We start from the raw sequence: 17,841 nt of genomic DNA on the forward strand, positions 1-17,841 counted from the left end.
ATATTTATAGCAATTCGTACATTTCAATATTAGAGCTCCAGAGGAGCGATATATATTTCACGGAGAAATATTTCACCCCGATGGGGTTCAATAAAATGAACGCATTCCTTTTCTATAAATATTATGCCCTTCCAGGGCTTAGAACCAACATCTTTCATTTTAAATAAAACAACAATAAAATTCAGTTCAATCAAAGAGCATAGTTCAATCAAAGAGCATATAGAGCTCCAGCGGAGCTGAATATTTATAGCAATTCGTAGATTTCAACATTAGAGCTCCAGAGGAGCGATATGCATTTTATGGATAAATATTCACCACGATGGGTTCAGCCTTTTTCCATAAATAGTACGCACTTTCAGGGCTTGGAACCTACATGTTTTATTCTAAATAAAAAATTCAGCTTCAATTTGGATTAAAATTGAAGCTGAATTTTAGAATTGAAACATTTGGGTATCTACAGAAGTTTTCTTTTCAGAAATAATCTCTGCGACTATTTTTCCTGTTGCAGGGGCAAGACTTAATCCCATCATGGCGTGGCCTGTAACCAAAGTTAAGTTTTTAAGTTTTTTATCTCTGGCTATGATTGGCATTCCGGAAGGTGTACAAGGCCTGAATCCAAACCAGGTTTCTTCTTTTTTCGGCATTTCGATTTTTAGATCGGGGTAAAAATCATTGATAGAATTAACGATTCCCTGAAGTCTGTTTTGATTAATTTTGGTATCGTTGGTGTGGGTGATTTCCATTGTTCCTCCAAAACGTATATCATTGTTCATGGGGGTTACGGCTACTTTTCCTTCACATAAAATACTTGGAATAGATGGTTTATGGTTTTGATCTTTCAGTGTAAAACTGTACCCTTTTCCCGGTAAAATCGAAATATTGATATTTAATTTTTTAGCGATATGCGGACTCCATGATCCTGTTGCCAAAACTACTTCGTCTGTTGTAAAATTGCCTTTGTCGGTTATAATTTCGGCAATGGTGTTGTTCTTTAACACAAAATCACTAACTGTTGTCAAAGGTTGAATTGTTACATTGAGCTGTTTTAATTCGTCTTTTATGAACTGCATGAATTTTTGCGGATAAACATGTGCATCGCTTTTATAATGTACACCGCCAATTACATTTGTAGCTGTTCCTTTTTCTAATTTTGTAACTTCTTCTTTGGAAAGAAAATCAACTTCTAAACCTAATGCTTCTGCCAGTTTTCCTTCATGATGAATTTCTTCTGCTGTTTTATCGGTTTTATAAAGCATTAAAAGTCCTTTTTCTTCATAAAAAAAGAGTTGTTTTGTTTCGCAAAATCCTGATATAACTCTTTGCTTAAAAGTGATAAATCGCAAAGTGCCGGCATTGCTTTTTCTACATGGTTTAAATTGGCATGTTTGTAAAATTGCAATCCCCATTTCATTAAATCCATATTTAATCTGGGTTTTACATAAAACGGACTATGGCTATCGAACATCCATTTTATTCCCTGGGCAATCATACCGGGTTGTGCCAGTGGGATAATATGCGAAGGAACGATCATTCCGGCATTTCCGTAAGAACAGCCATCATTCATATCAGATTTATCAAAAACAACTACTTCATAACCTTCTTTGGCTAAATAATAAGCTGAACACAAGCCTATTATCCCTCCACCAATTATACTTACTTTTTTCATTAGTCTTATAAATTTAAAAATTCATTGGCTCGAAAGTTATCTGCAAACCAATGAATTTTTTATATTATTATTTTCTTTTAAATCACCTGAAAACCAAACGCGTACGGATCATCGTCTTCATCAATAATGATATTGTTATAACCGTAAACCTTTGCCCAGCCCTGAATACTTGGTACTATGGCTTTGATATCTCCTATAGAAGTTTCTTCTTCTACTCTGCCAATAAATTTGCTTCCGATAAAGCTTTCATGAATATAGTCTTCGCCTTTTTTAAGTTTTCCTTTTGCATGAAGTTGTGCAATTCTGGCCGAAGTTCCGGTTCCGCAGGGAGAACGGTCGATTGCTTTATCTCCATAAAAAACGGCATTTCTGCCTGATGAAGCTGGGTCGATAGGATCGCCTGTCCACAGCATATGACTTACATCGCGAATCGTATCGTTTTCCGGATGAATGAAGAGATTTGGATATTTCTCATTGATTCTTTTACGAACTTCCTGACTGTATTGCACAATTTTTCCTGCTGTAAAATCCTGAACTCCTGAAAAGTTCTTTTGCGGGTCTACAATGGCGTAATAATTTCCTCCGTAAGCGACATCAAAAACAATTTCTCCCAATTCGGGACAATCTACCGTAAGTCCTTCGGCAGCCAGGTATGATTTTACATTGGTCAAACGTACCCAGTCTACCTTTTTACCGGTTTGCTGGTATTCAATCTGAACCAAACCTGCTGGTGCTTCCATTTTAATTTTTCCCGGAATTTTAGGAATTACCAAACCTTCTTCAATAGCAATAGTGATCGTTCCGATAGTTCCGTGGCCGCACATAGGCAGACATCCTGAAGTTTCAATAAATAGAATTCCAAAATCATTTTCAGGATTGCTTGGCGGATACAATATACTGCCGCTCATCATGTCATGACCACGGGGTTCAAACATAAGTCCTTTACGAATCCAGTCAAATTCTTTTAAAAAATGTTGGCGTTTTTCACTCATATTCGCTCCAATCAAATTTGGACCACCACCAGCTACAACTCTTACTGGATTTCCACAAGTATGTGCATCTACACAAAAAAAGGTTTTTCTAGGCATATATTAAATAGGATTGTGGGTTACTATGTCGTTTACTATTCTATTAATTCCTAACGGATTGCTATCCTGTAGTGCGACTGGCAATAGTTGATTCGGCCAATCCTGAAAAGTTACCGGACGAACCCATCTTTTAACCGCTGTTAATCCAACTGATGTAAATTTGGAGTCTGAGCTTGCAGGAAAAGGTCCTCCGTGTGTCATTGCCGAACAAACCTCAACACCTGTCGGAACATTATTAAAAATTAATCGGCCTACTTTATTTTTAATATTTTCGATTACTTCTTTGAAATCTTCCCATTCGTTTAAATCTGCATTTAAAACTGTGCCGGTCAGCTGCCCTTCTAAATCAAGAATAATTTCATTAAGCTGCCCGATATCATCACATTTAACTACAACAGAAAATGGCCCGAAAACTTCCTTGTGAAATGTTTTGTTTTTTAAGAAGATATCACCATCAACCGTAATAACATTTTGCAATGCATAATTTGGTTTTACACTTCTCTCTAAATTGGTCTGTTGCGTATATCCTTCTTCCCCAAGTACTTCTGATTTTAGACGTTCATATTGTGCTTTTATGTTAGGATGCAGCATGCAAGTTGGCTCTAATTTATCGATCTCTAAAGCTAAAATAGTAATAAAATAGTCTAATTCGTTGCTTTTTATTCCTAAAATAAGTCCCGGATTTGTGCAAAACTGACCCGTTCCTGCCACAATAGATGCGGCATAATTTTGAGCCCATTTTTCAGCATCTGTTTTCAAAGCAGAAGGTAAAATGAGTACCGGATTGATACTTCCCATTTCTGCATAAACAGGAATTGGAACAGGTCTGTTGGCACCAATTTTACAAAGTGCCGTACCTGCTTTTATACTTCCTGTAAATCCTACTGCTTTTATGGAAGGATGTTCTACCAAAGCTGTTCCGACTTCTATACCGCTGCTATTAAGATTGGAGAAAACGCCGTTGGGCATTCCCGTTCTTTGGGCTGCTTTGATAACGGCAGAAGCTACTAATTCTCCCGTTCCCGCATGAAGCGGATGCGATTTAACCACTACAGGGCAACCGGCCGCCAAAGCGCTCGCCGTATCACCGCCTGCTGTAGAAAAGGCAAGTGGAAAATTACTGGCTCCAAAAATAGCGACAGGCCCTAGCGGAATCTGCAATCTTCTAATATCCGGTTTTCCTTCGGTTTTATTGATAATCGCTTCTACCCAGGAACCTTCTCTCAACATAGCCGCAAATGCTCTTAGCTGCCCGGTTGTTCTGGCTCTTTCACCGTTGGCTCTTCCGGCTGGAAGACCGGATTCCTGACTATAAGTGGTTAATAAATCCTCACCAAGTGCTTCAATTTCTTCCGCTATAGCTTCGAGAAAATTGGCTTTTTTTGCATCTTCAATTACGCTGTATGTTTTAAAAGCTTCTTCGGCCAATGCTACAGCTTTGGAAATTTCATCTGCGGCAGCTTCATAGAAAAGAGTGTCATTTTCAGAATTTAATTCCGGATTTACGGTTTTGTATGTCGTTTTACCTTTTGCGGAAAGCACGTCTCCAATATAATTTTTTCCTGTAGTCATCGCTTTCTATTAAAATTAAATTAAATATTTTTGTAGGCTGGCAAAACCGGTCTGTTTTTCATAGCTACATCAATGATCCCCAGGACACGTTCTCTTTCTGCTCCTTGTAACGGCAATCTTGGTGCTCTTACGTTTTCGGTTCCCAGTCCTGTGGCCACTTCTGCCAGTTTGATATTCTGTACCAACTGTGGTGAGATATCCAGTTCAAGCAATGGCATAAACCATCTGTAAATTGCTAAAGCTTCTTCTACTTTTCCGGCTTTTACCAATTTATAAATGGCAACGGTTTCTGCCGGATATGCTACTACTAAACCGGCAACCCATCCATCGGCTCCTGCCACTAAACTCTCAAGTGCCAAAGTATCTACACCGCAAAGCACTTTTAAGCGATTTCCAAAACGGTTCCTGATTCTCGTTACATTACTAATATCACGAGTGGACTCTTTTACTGCCTGAATATTATCTAATTTTAAAAGTTCTTCAAACATATCCAGTGTTACCTCAATTTTATAATCGACAGGATTATTGTAAATCATGATAGGCAATGATGTGCTTTTTGCAATTTCTTTAAAATAAACCACCGTTTCGTAATCTGTTGCTTTATATCGCATTGGAGGCAATAACATTAAACCGTTTACCCCAAGTTCTTCGGCACGCTTTGCCAAAGTTATTGCCTCACTTGTAGTTTGCTCGGCAATGTTTACGATAACCGGAATCTTTCCGTCTGCAAATTTTAAAGTAGCAGTTATTAAAACCTCCTTTTCTTCCTTAGTCAATGTACTGGCTTCTCCAAGAGTTCCCCCCAGTATAATTCCATTAACGCCGGCATCAATTTGCGCTTTAATATTCTTTTCGAACATTACCAGGTCTAACTCTCCTTGTGCTGTAAACTTTGTTGTTACAGCTGGCATTACGCCTTCCCAATTTATTTTCATATTCTTAATTTTTATCAAAAATAAAGCTTAAACAAAATAGCTGCTGTGTCATTATTAGCCTTTATCAATACTATATTACCATATCTGTTGGATAATCTGTTTTTTTTGTTAATATTTACATATCTAAAAACATTACGTTGAAAATCCTACCTTTTAAAATACCTAAAACCGAACGGGAAGCTCTAATATATCAGGAAGATATTGAACGGGTTTTCTATGACCAGCTGCATCAGCATGAAGAAATTCAGATCAGTTATATTATGAAAGGTTCCGGTTCGCTAATTGTGGGAGATTCTATTAACGATTATAAAGAAGAGGATATTTTGGTTATTGGCGAGAATGTGCCGCATGTTTTTAGAAGTAATGTTGAAGCCAGTCCGGAGTCTGTAATGTTGACTTTGTTTTTTACCAAAACTTCCTTTGGAAAAGATTTTTTTAGCCTGAATGATATGAGTGGTCTCGACGATTTTTTTAAGGAATCTGAATATGGGATGAAAATCTTATCGAACCAAAAGAAAATAATTCATCATTTTACCAAACTTAAAAAGCAGAATAAAATACAGCGAATTGCTTCCTTTCTTAAAATTATAAACATCATTATCGGTTCAGAAAAAACACCGCTTTCTTCTTTTGTTTACAAGAAAAAATATACTGATGATGAAGGTAGAAGAATGAGCGCCGTTTTTGAATATGCGATTGAATTTTACCATCAAAATATTACTCTTGATGAAGTTGCAGAAAAAGCCAATATGAGTAAAAATGCTTTTTGCCGTTATTTTAAAAAACGCACCAATAAAACTTTTTTTCAGTTTTTGATTGAAATCAGAATTGAAAATGCCTGTAAATTACTGCATCATAAAAAAGACCTTTCGATATCTTCGATATCTGAGCTTTGCGGTTTTCAGGATATTGCCAATTTCAACAGAAAATTTAAGGAACTAAAAGGAATTTCGCCTTCGCATTACCGTGCGCAGTTTTGATTGTTATTTTTTTGCAATTTATTAATGCAGAGAGAAAATGTTATCATGTTATAGAAATATAAAATTGATCATGATTCGTTTCCCACGGTTGAAACCGTGGGCTATGTCTGCACAATTTTGCCATCCCAATTTGTATTGTTTAGAAAGACTTAGAAATCATATCAACATCATTTAAAATGAAAAGCCATTCCTGAACAGGAATAGCTTTTCACACACTTATAAATTACAAGTAACCAACTTGCAAAAATTTTATATTTAAATCTAGTATCCCGGATTTTGCTTTAAATTGCCATTCTTAGCCATTTCTGACTGTGGTATTGGAAAAATAGCTCTAAATTCTTCACTGGCATCTCCTTTTTTCGAAAGCCATGATTTTTTTGAATATACTCCAAATCGTATTAAATCTTGTCTTCTATGTGCTTCTCCAACAAATTCCCATGCTAATTCATCAAGGAAACCACCATACAGAATATCTGCACCTCCTTCATAATTTGTAATCACTCCTGCCTCATAAGTTCCGTATTTATAAACACTGCCTCCTAAAAGTTTTTCTCCTGTTACTGTTGCTTTCGCAGGATTGGTATTTTTAAAATTTCTTTGTCTAACTTCAGTAACAATAGCTGCGGCTCCTCCGGCATCACCTTTTCTTAATAAACACTCAGCTTTAATCATCATAGCATCTGCTAATCTGTAAAAAGGAACATCATTACTTGCTTGTCCTACAACACCAGGGCCAATTTCATATTTAACCATTCTAAAACATTCATTAGGCTCAGCACCATCAACATTCGTTATATAATTAATATATTCAAATTGGGTTACTTTGTCATCCAACATTATTGGGTCTCCTTGACTGGTAAATTGCTTACCACCTAACCAACAGTCTTTTAATCTTTGGTCATCCGGATCATACGTATCTATAAATTGTGGGATTCCACCAGTTCCATTCCAGGGACCTCCCGCCAAATCAAAAGTCGCCTGACTTGCAGCTGCTAATGTTCTGTATGGCCAACTTGTTCCAGGGGCTTTCACCTGATCAAAAGGGATCGATAATATTTGCTCTTTAGAAAGTTCATTTTTTATGATGAAATTGTCCCGATAATTAGGTGTTAATTGAAACCCGCCATTATCTATAACATCATTAACCTGAGCTAAAGCTTCATCCCATTTTGGTGTACCTAAATAAACCTCGGAATTCAAATACAATTTTGCCAAAGTCATTTTTACTGCCCACTGGTTAATTTTACCATAAGTCTCAGAGTTGTTCTTATTGCTCAAATAAGGTAAAGCTGTTTTTAATTCGCTTTCTACAAAATCATATACTTCTTTCCCTGTATTTTGAACAGGTAAATAGCCCGGAGGATTGATATATGAAGTTACAATGGGTACATTTCTAAAATTATCTAATAGTAAATAATAATAAATGGCTCTTAACGCTTTTAATTCCTGAATGATATTTTCTTTGTTTTCAATACCTTCTAATTCCTCTATTTGGTATATCGCCCTATTGACTTTATTTACTCCTGTATACATATATAACCAATTACCCTCTGCCATTGGAAGTGCAGTACCCCAGGTATGTTTATGCATTGTGATGTAATAATCGCCCCAGCCAATACCGTTTCTTTGAGGCGTTACCATTAGATCTGATGAGTCTTCATACAAGTTATAAATAGCATCCCAATCTGCGTAAATTTGTCTGAATGAGTTGTAGGCCGGTGCAATAATACTCGATAAATCTTCTGCGGTTAATTTAGTATCCTCTGCACTTACCTGATCATAAACCGTCTCATCCAGATTTGTACATCCTGCTCCTGAAAGAAGCAAACCGGAAATAAGAATTTTATATACTATATTTTTCATTTTGATTTAATTTAAAAAGTTACATTTAAACCTAGGGTTAAGCCTGTAGTACTTGGATATTTATCTCTATTGTCCATTCCTTGCGACAATGGATCATCTCTCTTTATCTCCGGATCCAAACCTTTGTATTTTGTAATTGTTGCTAAATTATTTCCGGACACATATAATCGCATTGCATTTATAACTTTAAATGGCTTAACATCAAAATTATACGATAAGGTTACGTTATCTACTTTTACATAATCTCCTTGTTCAACATAATAACTCACATAGGTTTGATTGTAACTTAATACTGATTTATCATATACTTTATCATATGCTGTATCTAACGTGTTGTAAGCAATTGTTGGATTTTCGTAAAACATACGCTGTGTATTTAATATCTGAAAATCGAAAGCTCCTGTTAATACAACACTCAGGTCAAATTTTTTATAGGTAAAAGTATTCGTCCATCCGGCATAATATTGTGGAATACCGTTTCCTAAATATCGTTTATAATCATCGTTGTACATTTCTGTGGTAAGTGTTTCTCTTGTGCCGTCTGGCAATTCAACAATCCATTTCCCGTCTGTAGTAATATCTACCGATTTTAATCCCCAAAAATTACCTATTGGCTGTCCGACTTCTAATCGGTGTGTTTCAAACGAAATTGGATCTCCTGTGTTTCCTGTATTCAAAAAATCTCCTTCAATTTTATATAAATCATTAGAAAGACTCGTCAGTTTATTTTGATTGTGCGAAAAAGTCATTGAAGAGTTCCAAACAAAATTTTCTGTTTTAACAGGAACCGTATTAAGAAGGATTTCAAATCCTTTATTTTCCATTTTTCCAACATTTGCAGTCATCAGAGGAAACAAATAAGGGGGAGTTGGTACTTTATAATCCCATAACATATCACTTGTTTTTTTATTATAAACATCAATGCTTCCGCTAATTCTATTCTCAAAAAATCCAAAATCAAGACCAATATTGATCTCCGTAGTTTTCTCCCAACGCAAATCAGGATTCGGGTTACTTACCGGCTCTAAACCTTTAACCCATTTTCCATTACTAAAGAAGTACCCTTCATAATCATACAATGTCATTGACATATAAGGGTCGTCAGGTATTACTCCTGTTTCTCCATAACCTGCTCTTAGTTTTAAAGTATTTACAGCAGAAACATCTTTTAAGAAAGACTCTTTATTTATACTCCATCCTGCAGAAGCTGCCGGAAAATTACCCCATTTGTGATTATTTCCAAACTTAGAAGAACCTTCACGCCTGATACTAAATAACAAATCGTATTTGTTATTATAATTATAGTTGAGCCTGCCAAAAAATCCAATTAATTTACTGTCATTTTTATAACTATCCATAAATGCGATACCATCTGACAAGCCATTTCCTACTTCTAAATTATTATAAGAAAAGGCATCTGTCGGAAAATCAGAATTACGAGCCTCGAATCCCTCATTAAGGGTATATTGATAACTATAACCACCTAATACTGTAAACTCATGCTTATCAAAAATTTTATGGTATTTAGATGTTATTTCCACATAATCATTATCTGTAGCTCCTGTACTTCTTGAGGCAACTCCATTTCTTCTGTTTATGGTATTTGAATAATGTTTTTTGCTTTCAACATATCCATTTAAACCTGTATTTTTATTTTTTGAAAGCTGTGTACTTATATCCCATCCCGGTAACAAATCCAGAGTCAGATTAGCCGTAAATCTTTGCCATGTGCTATTTCTATCCTGTGTGGTTTCATTCATAATTGCCACAGGGTTGTAATACTGAAGTTTATTTGGATCTTCATTATATGTACCATTTGGGTTATATACAGGAGCGGTAGGATTTCTTATCATTGCCTGTCTGTAAGCATATGCAGCGATGGTCTCTTCAATTCCCATATCGCTTGTCCCGTTTAGCAAGCTTAAGTTAATCTTTAACTTATCATTGAACATCGTATGATTGACATCAAATGAAAATCGGTACTCTTTATTAAACGTATTAACAAAAACTCCTGTTTGATTAACATAATTAAGGTTTACTACATAATTTGTTTTAGCACTTCCGCCTTTTAAAGCTAAATTATGATTTTGAGAAAATCCTGTTCCTGAGATTTCATCTAACCAATCTGTACTGGCGCCACCGTCGGTAAAAGGTAAAGTAACCCCTTGTGAACGCAAACTTCTTTGTTGATTGGCATCTAAAAATTTAGCCTTATTAGCAAAATTAGATGTTGTAGCAAATGTTGAGTACGTAATTGTGGGTGCTGTTTCTTTATTTACTGTTTTTGTTGTAATAAGAATTACTCCATTAGCTCCTCTGGTTCCGTAAATTGCTGCCGCAGATGCATCTTTCAAAACATCTATCGACGCAATTTCATTTGGAGCCACCGTATCTATACCTCCGGGTACACCATTAATTAAGACCAAAGGACCAGTACCTCCTTTTAAAGTTGAGAATCCACGCAATGTAATATCTGGTCTGGATCCCGGATCTCCTGAACCATTATTAATGGTCAGACCTGCAACTTTACCTTTTATAAGATCTGAAGCATCATTAATTGCGCCTCTTGTAAAATCTTTTTCTTTTATACTGGCTATAGCACTGGTAATTCTTGATTTTTTCTGAGTTCCGTATCCAACAACAACGACCTCATTTAATTCTTCTTTACTTTCCTTAAGAACTACATTTACTTTATTCTTATTCAAAACAGAAATTTCCTGAGTTAAAAAACCTAAATAACTGACAATTAATTTTGAATCTTTATTTTTAAGTGTAATCTCAAAATTTCCATCGAAATCACTTACAACGCCATTAGAGGTATTTTTTTCTAAAACTGATACTCCAGGCAGAGGAAGATTATTTGCATCTGTAATTTTACCGCTGATTTTCTGTTGCGAAAAAGAGCTAAAAACGACAAACAAAAATAAAATCGTGTACTGCATTTTATCTCTGTAACAGGATGTTGCAGTACTTTTTAAAGCTTGTGTGGCTGATTTCATAATTTAACAATATTGGTTAGTGTGTTTTTGACACTTGTAAAATTATGTTAAATTAGAGTTAACAAAAATGTTTATATTACCACATGCTAATACTATATTATCCGTTTTTTATAGTAAATTTTACTTTATTGATAGAATAATAGATAATTTAACAAAAAAAATGCTGTTAGAGCTTTTTTAGGAGATTTTAATTTAACCCTCAAAAATTAATTTCTTAAATGTTAGCTAGTTTAAAAAATTAACAAAATCACAATCAAATTATTAGAAACAATATTGGCTCATTTAAAAACATTTATTTAAAGAATCTTATTTGTATTTAATCTAAATAAGTTTAGATTTGCAGTCTTAAAAATAAATAACCGCCATGAAGTTTACATTCTCATTAATGCTGCTTGCCGTTTTTAATATAGGCCTGGCACAAAACGCCAAAATCACCGGAAAGATTGTTTCCGAAAATAACGAAGCTGTTTCTTATGCTTCTGTCTCAATTAAAAGCCTTAAAAAAATACTGTTTCTGATGATAAGGGAAATTTTGAAATCTCTAATCTTACCCCTGGAAACTATACTGTTTATTTCTCGGCAATGGGATTTACAGTTGAGGAAAAAAATATCGAACTCCATGAAGATGAAAACCTTGATCTTTCTGTTGTTTTAAAAGAAAATATCAATACGCTGCAAACTGTAGAAATTACAGGACGTAAAGAGAAATCTTATCGAAACACAAAATCTTTTATTGGTGCCAAAACAGAAATTGCTTTAAAAGATTTACCACAAGCCGTTTCCTATGCTACCAAAGAATTAATTGCCGATCAGGGTGCTATCCGCGTAGGCGAAGTTGTAAAAAATTTCAGTGGTGTGAGCCAGTTTACTTTTTATGATGATATTTCGATTAGAGGTTTTAGAATCAACGGAGGAAGCAACACGCAATTACTTAATGGTATGCGAACGTCTACAGGATTCTGGAAACAGCCGCTTGCCAATTATCTGGAGCGTGTTGAAGTTTTAAAAGGACCTTCATCTGCTTTGTTTGGAAATGCTTCTCCAGGAGGAGTTATCAACAGAGTTACCAAAAAACCTTTGGATCAGGCTGCAAACAGTGTTAGTTTTTCTACTGGAAGTTTTAATACACTTAGAGCTTTAGCCGATTTTACAGGACCATTGACTGAGGATAAATCGCTTTTATACCGATTGAACCTAGGTTATGAAAATGCAAATTCTTTTAGGGATTTACAATTCGATAAAAATATTGTACTTGCTCCTTCCCTGTCTTTCCTTCCAAATGATAAAACGAGTGTCAATTTTGATTTGATTTACACTAGCTCAAAAAGTATACTGGACCGTGGCCAATCGACATATGAAGATGATTTATACTCTACCAAAATTTCTAATTCATTAAACTCTACCAACGATTATTTAAATGAAGAAACTTACATTGTAACGACTTCCTTAAATCATCAATTTACAGATCGTTTGTCATTTTCAGGATCTTATATCCGTACTGGTTACACAGAAGATCTTTTGGAACATCGTGGTGCCAATAAATATGCATCTGCCGGTGACGGATCCACGATTCCGACTTCTATAGAAATGCAGGTTTTTATGCGTAAACGTAAACGTTATATCGATAATCTTTCGACGTTTTTTAAATACGAAGCCAAAACCGGAGCTTTAGATCATAACCTGATTTTGGGTTACGATTATGCTCAAGAAGAAGTTCCTGCAGGAGGTTCGCAATTGCAGGCTACAGGATATAGAAATGCTGCAAATACAGGATCGATTGCAACGTATAACCCGGCTAATAAAGCTAATTATTTATTGGATTCCAAAGGTAATCCTGTGCCAAACGTGGCGCATTTTGATTTAACAAATCCGTCTGGATCGCAGCAATTAAAAGACATGAGCAAATATTTTTATGCAGCCCGTCCTTTTGATCCTACATTTTATTCTTTATACGGAGTTTATCTTCAGGACCATGTGAAGTTTGGTGCTTTTCAGGCTTTGATTGGAGTGCGCTATGACGAATACAGCGATAAGGAAAACTACAAAAAAACGAATGAAAACAAAGTAAAACAACACTCGTTTTTACCCCGTTTTGGACTAACCTATACCGTTAACCCAAACATTAATTTGTACGGAACTTACGTAAAAGGATACAACCCACAAACGGCTTCTTCTTTATCAAACCCAAATGCGGGAGGGCCTTTTGATCCGTTAGAAAGTAATATGATCGAATTTGGAGGAAAATCTTCCTGGTTTAAAGAAAAACTTTTTGTAACGGTTGCCCTTTTCAAAATTCAGCAAAAAAACACATTATATCCGGCAAACGATACTACAAATCCTGATTTAATGCGTGCTATAGGTGAAGAAGAATCGAAAGGTATTGAAATTGATGTGAACGGAAATATCACAAGAAACTGGAGCATCTCTGCTGCTTATTCTTATAATGAAGCTGCAATTTCTGAAAGCCCGATTGAATCTGAAATTGGAAGACAAAAACCAAACACACCTCGCCAACAAGGGAATTTATGGACACGTTATAATTTTACAGACGGAGCTTTGAAAGATTTTGGACTTGCTTTTGGAAGCAATTTTGCAACCACACGTACACTAAGCCAAACCGACAAGCAGACACTTCCTGGCTATACTTTATTTAATGCGGCATTGTATTACAGCATTAATAAATTTAAAATTCAGGTAAATGCCAATAACATATTGAATAAAACCTACTGGGTTGGTGGCTATGATTATATTCGTTTGTTTCCCGGCGCGCCTTCAAACTGGCTTTTAACTCTTGGTTACTCCTTTTAAAAAGCTTTAATTATATTTGAGACTATTTCTCACCTTCTATGAATAAAACATTTAAAAAAAATATTGGATTTTTACATTTATGGCTCGGACTTTCGTCCGGGCTTATTGTATTTATTGTGGCACTTACCGGAAGTATTTTAGTTTTTGAAGAAGAAATTGATGCTTTTGTCAATCCTGAATTTTATCAGGTTTCGACTATCGGAACAAAAAAATTACCCGTTGATGTTTATGTAAATGCTATTCAGAAAAAATATAAAATCACTCAGTTAGATCGTATTCAAACGTATGAAGATCCTCAAAGAACCGTAATTGTTTCCGGAACCGATGCCGATAAAAGCGATCAGATTTTCTCTGTAGATCCTTACACCGGAAAAGTGCTGGCCTCTATTCCTGAAAAAAGCAGGTTTTTTTCTATAGTGCTCGATCTGCATCGTCACTTAATTTTAGGAAAAGTCGGAAAATTTATTACCGGCTGTAGTTGTCTTATTTTTGCTTTTATGCTTATTTCTGGTCTTATTTTATGGTGGCCGAAAAAAATCAAAAACCTAAAACAAAGATTAACCGTGAAATGGAGCGCCTCTTTTAAAAGAGTGAATTGGGATTTTCATTCAAATTTTGGTTTCTACAGCTTTTTATTTCTTCTGATAATATCGCTGACCGGATTAACATGGTCTTTTAAATGGTTTGAAAGCAGTATCTATTTACTCGCAGACGGAACAACAAAAAAGCCTTCAGCCAAAGTTGAAAATCCGACAAAAGTCGATCCTAAACTTGAGAAAACGTTTTTTTATCAAAACATATTTTCAAAAACAGACAGCATTTATAAATATAAAGGCGATACTCAAATCAGAATCCCATCTGATACCATAAACAGTATTATGGTGATTAAACTCAACCTTGAAAAATCGATTCCAAATATTTCAAGTATGGCATATTTTGATAAATATACGGGAGAGCTTTTAAAAATAAAACCTTACGAATCTTTTAGCCGAGGCGATAAAGTGCGCCGTCTTATTTATCCCATTCATACAGGAAGCATCTATGGTTATCCAACAAAAATCCTGGCTTTTTTGGTCTGCCTTTTTGCTGCGACACTACCTATCACGGGTTTAATAATATGGCTGGGAAGGAAAAAAAGAAAAAATAATAAGTAGCGATATCATTGTAATTGAGAACAGGAAAGTTCAAAACCGCTCATTTCAGCAGAGAATTCAAAAACGTCAATTGTTTTAGTGCTTGTTTTCATTTTATCCAGCCGACAGTTTTTTTCCATTCTTCAATTTCCTTCTTTCTTTTTTCAAAGTCTGTCGGTGGCGATTGATTTTCGTTTTTCGCCTGTTTTCTTATAATTTCTGTTTGCTCTTCAAGAGTATTAAGTCCGATTGATTTTCTTCTTTCATTTACTTTGGTTACATGATCAAAAAGATTTGGACTTAAATTTCCATATTCGTCCCAATCAAATTGAGTTCCGTAAAGTTGTGGCTTATCTTCAAATACTGCTATTCGATCAGTAAGATACGCCAAATATTTTGGGTCTGCTTTATTTTCGCTAACGGCACTTTTCAATAGTTCTGCACACTTTTTCATAAATACTGGTTGTCCAATTGAATGTTGTATGACCAGCCAAGTCGCTTCGTTTGCTTCTTTACCAACTTTATCTGTTGTTGGATAACCTATAGTGTCAATTATATCGTTTAATGTTTTTGCATTTCTGTTATGCAATTCTTTCATTTCATCATTATACCCTTCGCTAAGCTGCCCGCTTTTCACAAGTTTATCCCTTAACACCAAGTCTGCGTTTTTCAGGTCAATTATTTTTTTAGCAATGCTTTTATAATCCATTTTGATATCGTTTAATTCAGGCAAACTATCTTCCCAAAAAACAATTAATAACGTTTCTGGTACTACAGCGGGTTTAGGACTAAATTAAGACCATTCACCGAATTTGCCAAATTTTATCCTAAATACAAACCCACTTTCAATTAAACCAATTCCCCAAATCCTTTAATAACTCAGTTTATGCCAAATAACAGATTAGAACCACTAAAAAAGTCCTAATTTTCATTAGGACTTTTTTTTATAGCTAAATTTTAATGTTGAAAATTCGGATTTTAAAAACTATGGCAAAATTTTGGTTCAGCCTTAAGTCTAAAACTCACTAAAGTTATAAAACTTCATCAATAATTTATTTTATAAGTACACTTTGGTATTTCGAGATATCTTTTAAAACAATACCTGTACCTCTAACTACTGCCCTTAATGGATCTTCTGCAATAAAAACCGGCAAATCTGTTTTCTGTGAAAGTCTTTTATCAAGACCGCGCAGCAGTGCTCCTCCTCCTGCAAGATACAATCCTGTATTATAAATATCAGCAGCAAGTTCTGGCGGGGTTATAGAAAGTGTTACCATAAGAGCATCTTCAATTCTTTGTATTGATTTATCCAAAGCTCTTGCAATTTCACGATAACTAACCTTAACCTCCTTAGGTTTTCCGGTTAGAAGATCCCTTCCACGAACTGTTATGTCGTCAGGAGCATCCTCGAGTTCCTCTATCGCGGCACCAACATCAATTTTTATTATCTCTGCGGTTGCATCTCCAATATATAAGTTATGGTGCGTTCTCATATAATATAAAATATCGCTGGTAAAAACATCTCCTGCAATTTTTAAAGAACTGTCACAAATTATACCTCCCAGAGCAATAACCGCAATTTCGGTAGTTCCGCCTCCAATATCTACTATAACATTTCCCTTTGGAAGCATTACATCTAATCCAATTCCAATTGCGGCCGCCATAGGTTCGTGAATTAAAAATACTTCTTTACCATTTACACGTTCGCACGACTCCTTTACCGCTCTCATTTCTACTTCAGTTATACCGCTGGGAATGCAGACTACCATTCGAAGTGCAGGAGTAAAAAAATTTCTTTTAATTCTGGTATATTTTTTATAAACCAGTTGATCATTTTCTCTGAGGCATCAAAATCTGCAATAACCCCATCTTTAAGAGGCCGGATTGTCTTAATATTTTCATGCGTTTTACCCTGCATCAAACTCGCTTCTTTACCAACTGCAATAATTTTTCCGTTTCTAATATCTCTGGCTACAATCGAAGGACTGTCTACCACTATTTTTCCATTATGAATTATTAAAGTATTTGCCGTTCCTAAATCCATCGCTATTTCCACTATCATAAAATCAAATAAGCCCATATATAGTATTGTTTTATTTAAACAACGCTAATGCTAATGTTTTTATTCTCTATAAAGATAAATTTTAAATATATTTTACTATTTTTTTCTACTTACTTCAAAGTCAGACAATAATTTAGGTCATAATGATAATCATATAACTGTATCATTCAATTATATAAAGTGAAAATGTTTTTTTACCCATAATTTTAATTCATATAAACAGAATCACTTAAAAATAAAAATATGGAAAACTTAATCAATCAGGAGAATCTTGAAGACATCAGAGAATTAATAGAATCTAAAATTGCAGACGTTCCCGGAGAAGTGATACTTTTTGGAGCAATTGGTGCTTTACTTCTATCTTCGTACCTAAATAAAACAGGCCATAAACAGGCTGGCTCAATAGTAGGAAAATTGTCTATTCCGATAATAGGAATTGGGATTGCCAAATATAAAGATGTTATAAAATCGGAAATTGAAAATTATCAGACAACAACGCACGAAAACTTATAGGAAAATCTAATCCAAGAAATAATTTTAGTTTCCATAATTTTTTTGTCTTATCAAGATATTAAATGTCAAAAAAGCCTCTACACAAATAAGTATGGAGGCTTTTATTTTGGTCTTTGGAGTTCTAACTAAATCACCTCTACTGCTTTTATCAATTTATTAAAAATCTTATCCAAAACTTTTAATAGCAATCTCTTTGTTTATTTAAAGACATGCAAATACATC

The 17,841-nt window shown here is 34.9% G+C and carries 12 protein-coding genes and 1 pseudogene; 4 read left to right on the forward strand and 9 right to left on the reverse strand.

From position 1 onward, the window contains the following. Positions 1 to 431: 431 nt before the first annotated feature. The 5 genes from ACZZZT_RS21800 to ACZZZT_RS21820 form a co-directional block, all read right to left on the reverse strand. Positions 432 to 1,256 (reverse strand): NAD(P)/FAD-dependent oxidoreductase, encoded by an 825-nt coding sequence (locus tag ACZZZT_RS21800; RefSeq protein WP_463461910.1) that lies wholly within the window; start codon positions 1,254 to 1,256, stop codon positions 432 to 434. Continuing rightward, a complete protein-coding gene (locus ACZZZT_RS21805) occupies positions 1,256 to 1,666 on the reverse strand; it encodes an FAD-dependent oxidoreductase (RefSeq protein WP_463461911.1) in 411 nt (136 codons plus the stop codon). Before ACZZZT_RS21805 ends, ACZZZT_RS21800 begins: the two co-directional genes overlap by 1 nt. Before the next feature lie 77 nt (positions 1,667 to 1,743). Next, the gene (locus ACZZZT_RS21810; protein WP_302095929.1) at positions 1,744 to 2,754 is read right to left on the reverse strand and encodes a 4-hydroxyproline epimerase; all 1,011 of its coding nucleotides are present in this window, start codon (positions 2,752 to 2,754) and stop codon (positions 1,744 to 1,746) included. A 3-nt stretch (positions 2,755 to 2,757) separates the two neighbouring features. After that, the gene (locus tag ACZZZT_RS21815) at positions 2,758 to 4,326 is read right to left on the reverse strand and encodes an aldehyde dehydrogenase (NADP(+)) (protein WP_463461912.1); all 1,569 of its coding nucleotides are present in this window, start codon (positions 4,324 to 4,326) and stop codon (positions 2,758 to 2,760) included. 20 nt (positions 4,327 to 4,346) lie between these two features. Next, positions 4,347 to 5,261 (reverse strand): dihydrodipicolinate synthase family protein, encoded by a 915-nt coding sequence (locus ACZZZT_RS21820; RefSeq protein ID WP_463461913.1) that lies wholly within the window; start codon positions 5,259 to 5,261, stop codon positions 4,347 to 4,349. Between the two features lie 137 nt (positions 5,262 to 5,398). Between ACZZZT_RS21820 and ACZZZT_RS21825 the strand changes: the two genes are divergently transcribed. Further along, the gene (locus tag ACZZZT_RS21825) at positions 5,399 to 6,241 is read left to right on the forward strand and encodes an AraC family transcriptional regulator (RefSeq protein ID WP_463461914.1); all 843 of its coding nucleotides are present in this window, start codon (positions 5,399 to 5,401) and stop codon (positions 6,239 to 6,241) included. A gap of 261 nt (positions 6,242 to 6,502) precedes the next feature. On the opposite strand, the gene ACZZZT_RS21830 is transcribed toward ACZZZT_RS21825, so the two are convergent. Beyond that, a complete protein-coding gene (locus ACZZZT_RS21830) occupies positions 6,503 to 8,104 on the reverse strand; it encodes a RagB/SusD family nutrient uptake outer membrane protein (protein WP_463461915.1) in 1,602 nt (533 codons plus the stop codon). An 11-nt stretch (positions 8,105 to 8,115) separates the two neighbouring features. Continuing rightward, a complete protein-coding gene (locus ACZZZT_RS21835) occupies positions 8,116 to 11,103 on the reverse strand; it encodes a SusC/RagA family TonB-linked outer membrane protein (protein WP_463461916.1) in 2,988 nt (995 codons plus the stop codon). 537 nt (positions 11,104 to 11,640) lie between these two features. Here ACZZZT_RS21835 and ACZZZT_RS21840 point away from each other — a divergent pair. Continuing rightward, entirely contained in the window at positions 11,641 to 13,911 is a 2,271-nt protein-coding gene (locus ACZZZT_RS21840) for a TonB-dependent siderophore receptor (RefSeq protein WP_463462479.1), read from the forward strand. Positions 13,912 to 13,949: 38 nt separating this feature from the next. Beyond that, positions 13,950 to 15,065 carry a PepSY-associated TM helix domain-containing protein gene (locus ACZZZT_RS21845; protein WP_463461917.1) on the forward strand — a complete coding sequence of 372 codons (1,116 nt, stop codon included), beginning with the start codon at positions 13,950 to 13,952 and terminating at the stop codon, positions 15,063 to 15,065. Positions 15,066 to 15,153: 88 nt separating this feature from the next. Here ACZZZT_RS21845 and ACZZZT_RS21850 read toward each other — a convergent pair whose 3' ends face one another. Together ACZZZT_RS21850 and ACZZZT_RS21855 are read right to left on the reverse strand one after the other, a co-directional pair. Beyond that, positions 15,154 to 15,753: a DUF6624 domain-containing protein gene (locus ACZZZT_RS21850; RefSeq protein WP_463461918.1), complete on the reverse strand. Its 600-nt coding sequence runs from the start codon at positions 15,751 to 15,753 to the stop codon at positions 15,154 to 15,156. A 343-nt stretch (positions 15,754 to 16,096) separates the two neighbouring features. Further along, positions 16,097 to 17,124: pseudogene (locus tag ACZZZT_RS21855) on the reverse strand (rod shape-determining protein). A 225-nt stretch (positions 17,125 to 17,349) separates the two neighbouring features. Here ACZZZT_RS21855 and ACZZZT_RS21860 point away from each other — a divergent pair. Continuing rightward, positions 17,350 to 17,619 carry a hypothetical protein gene (locus tag ACZZZT_RS21860; RefSeq protein WP_042566645.1) on the forward strand — a complete coding sequence of 90 codons (270 nt, stop codon included), beginning with the start codon at positions 17,350 to 17,352 and terminating at the stop codon, positions 17,617 to 17,619. Positions 17,620 to 17,841: the final 222 nt, after the last annotated feature.

It is taken from the genome of Flavobacterium sp. AC274 (assembly GCF_979258275.1).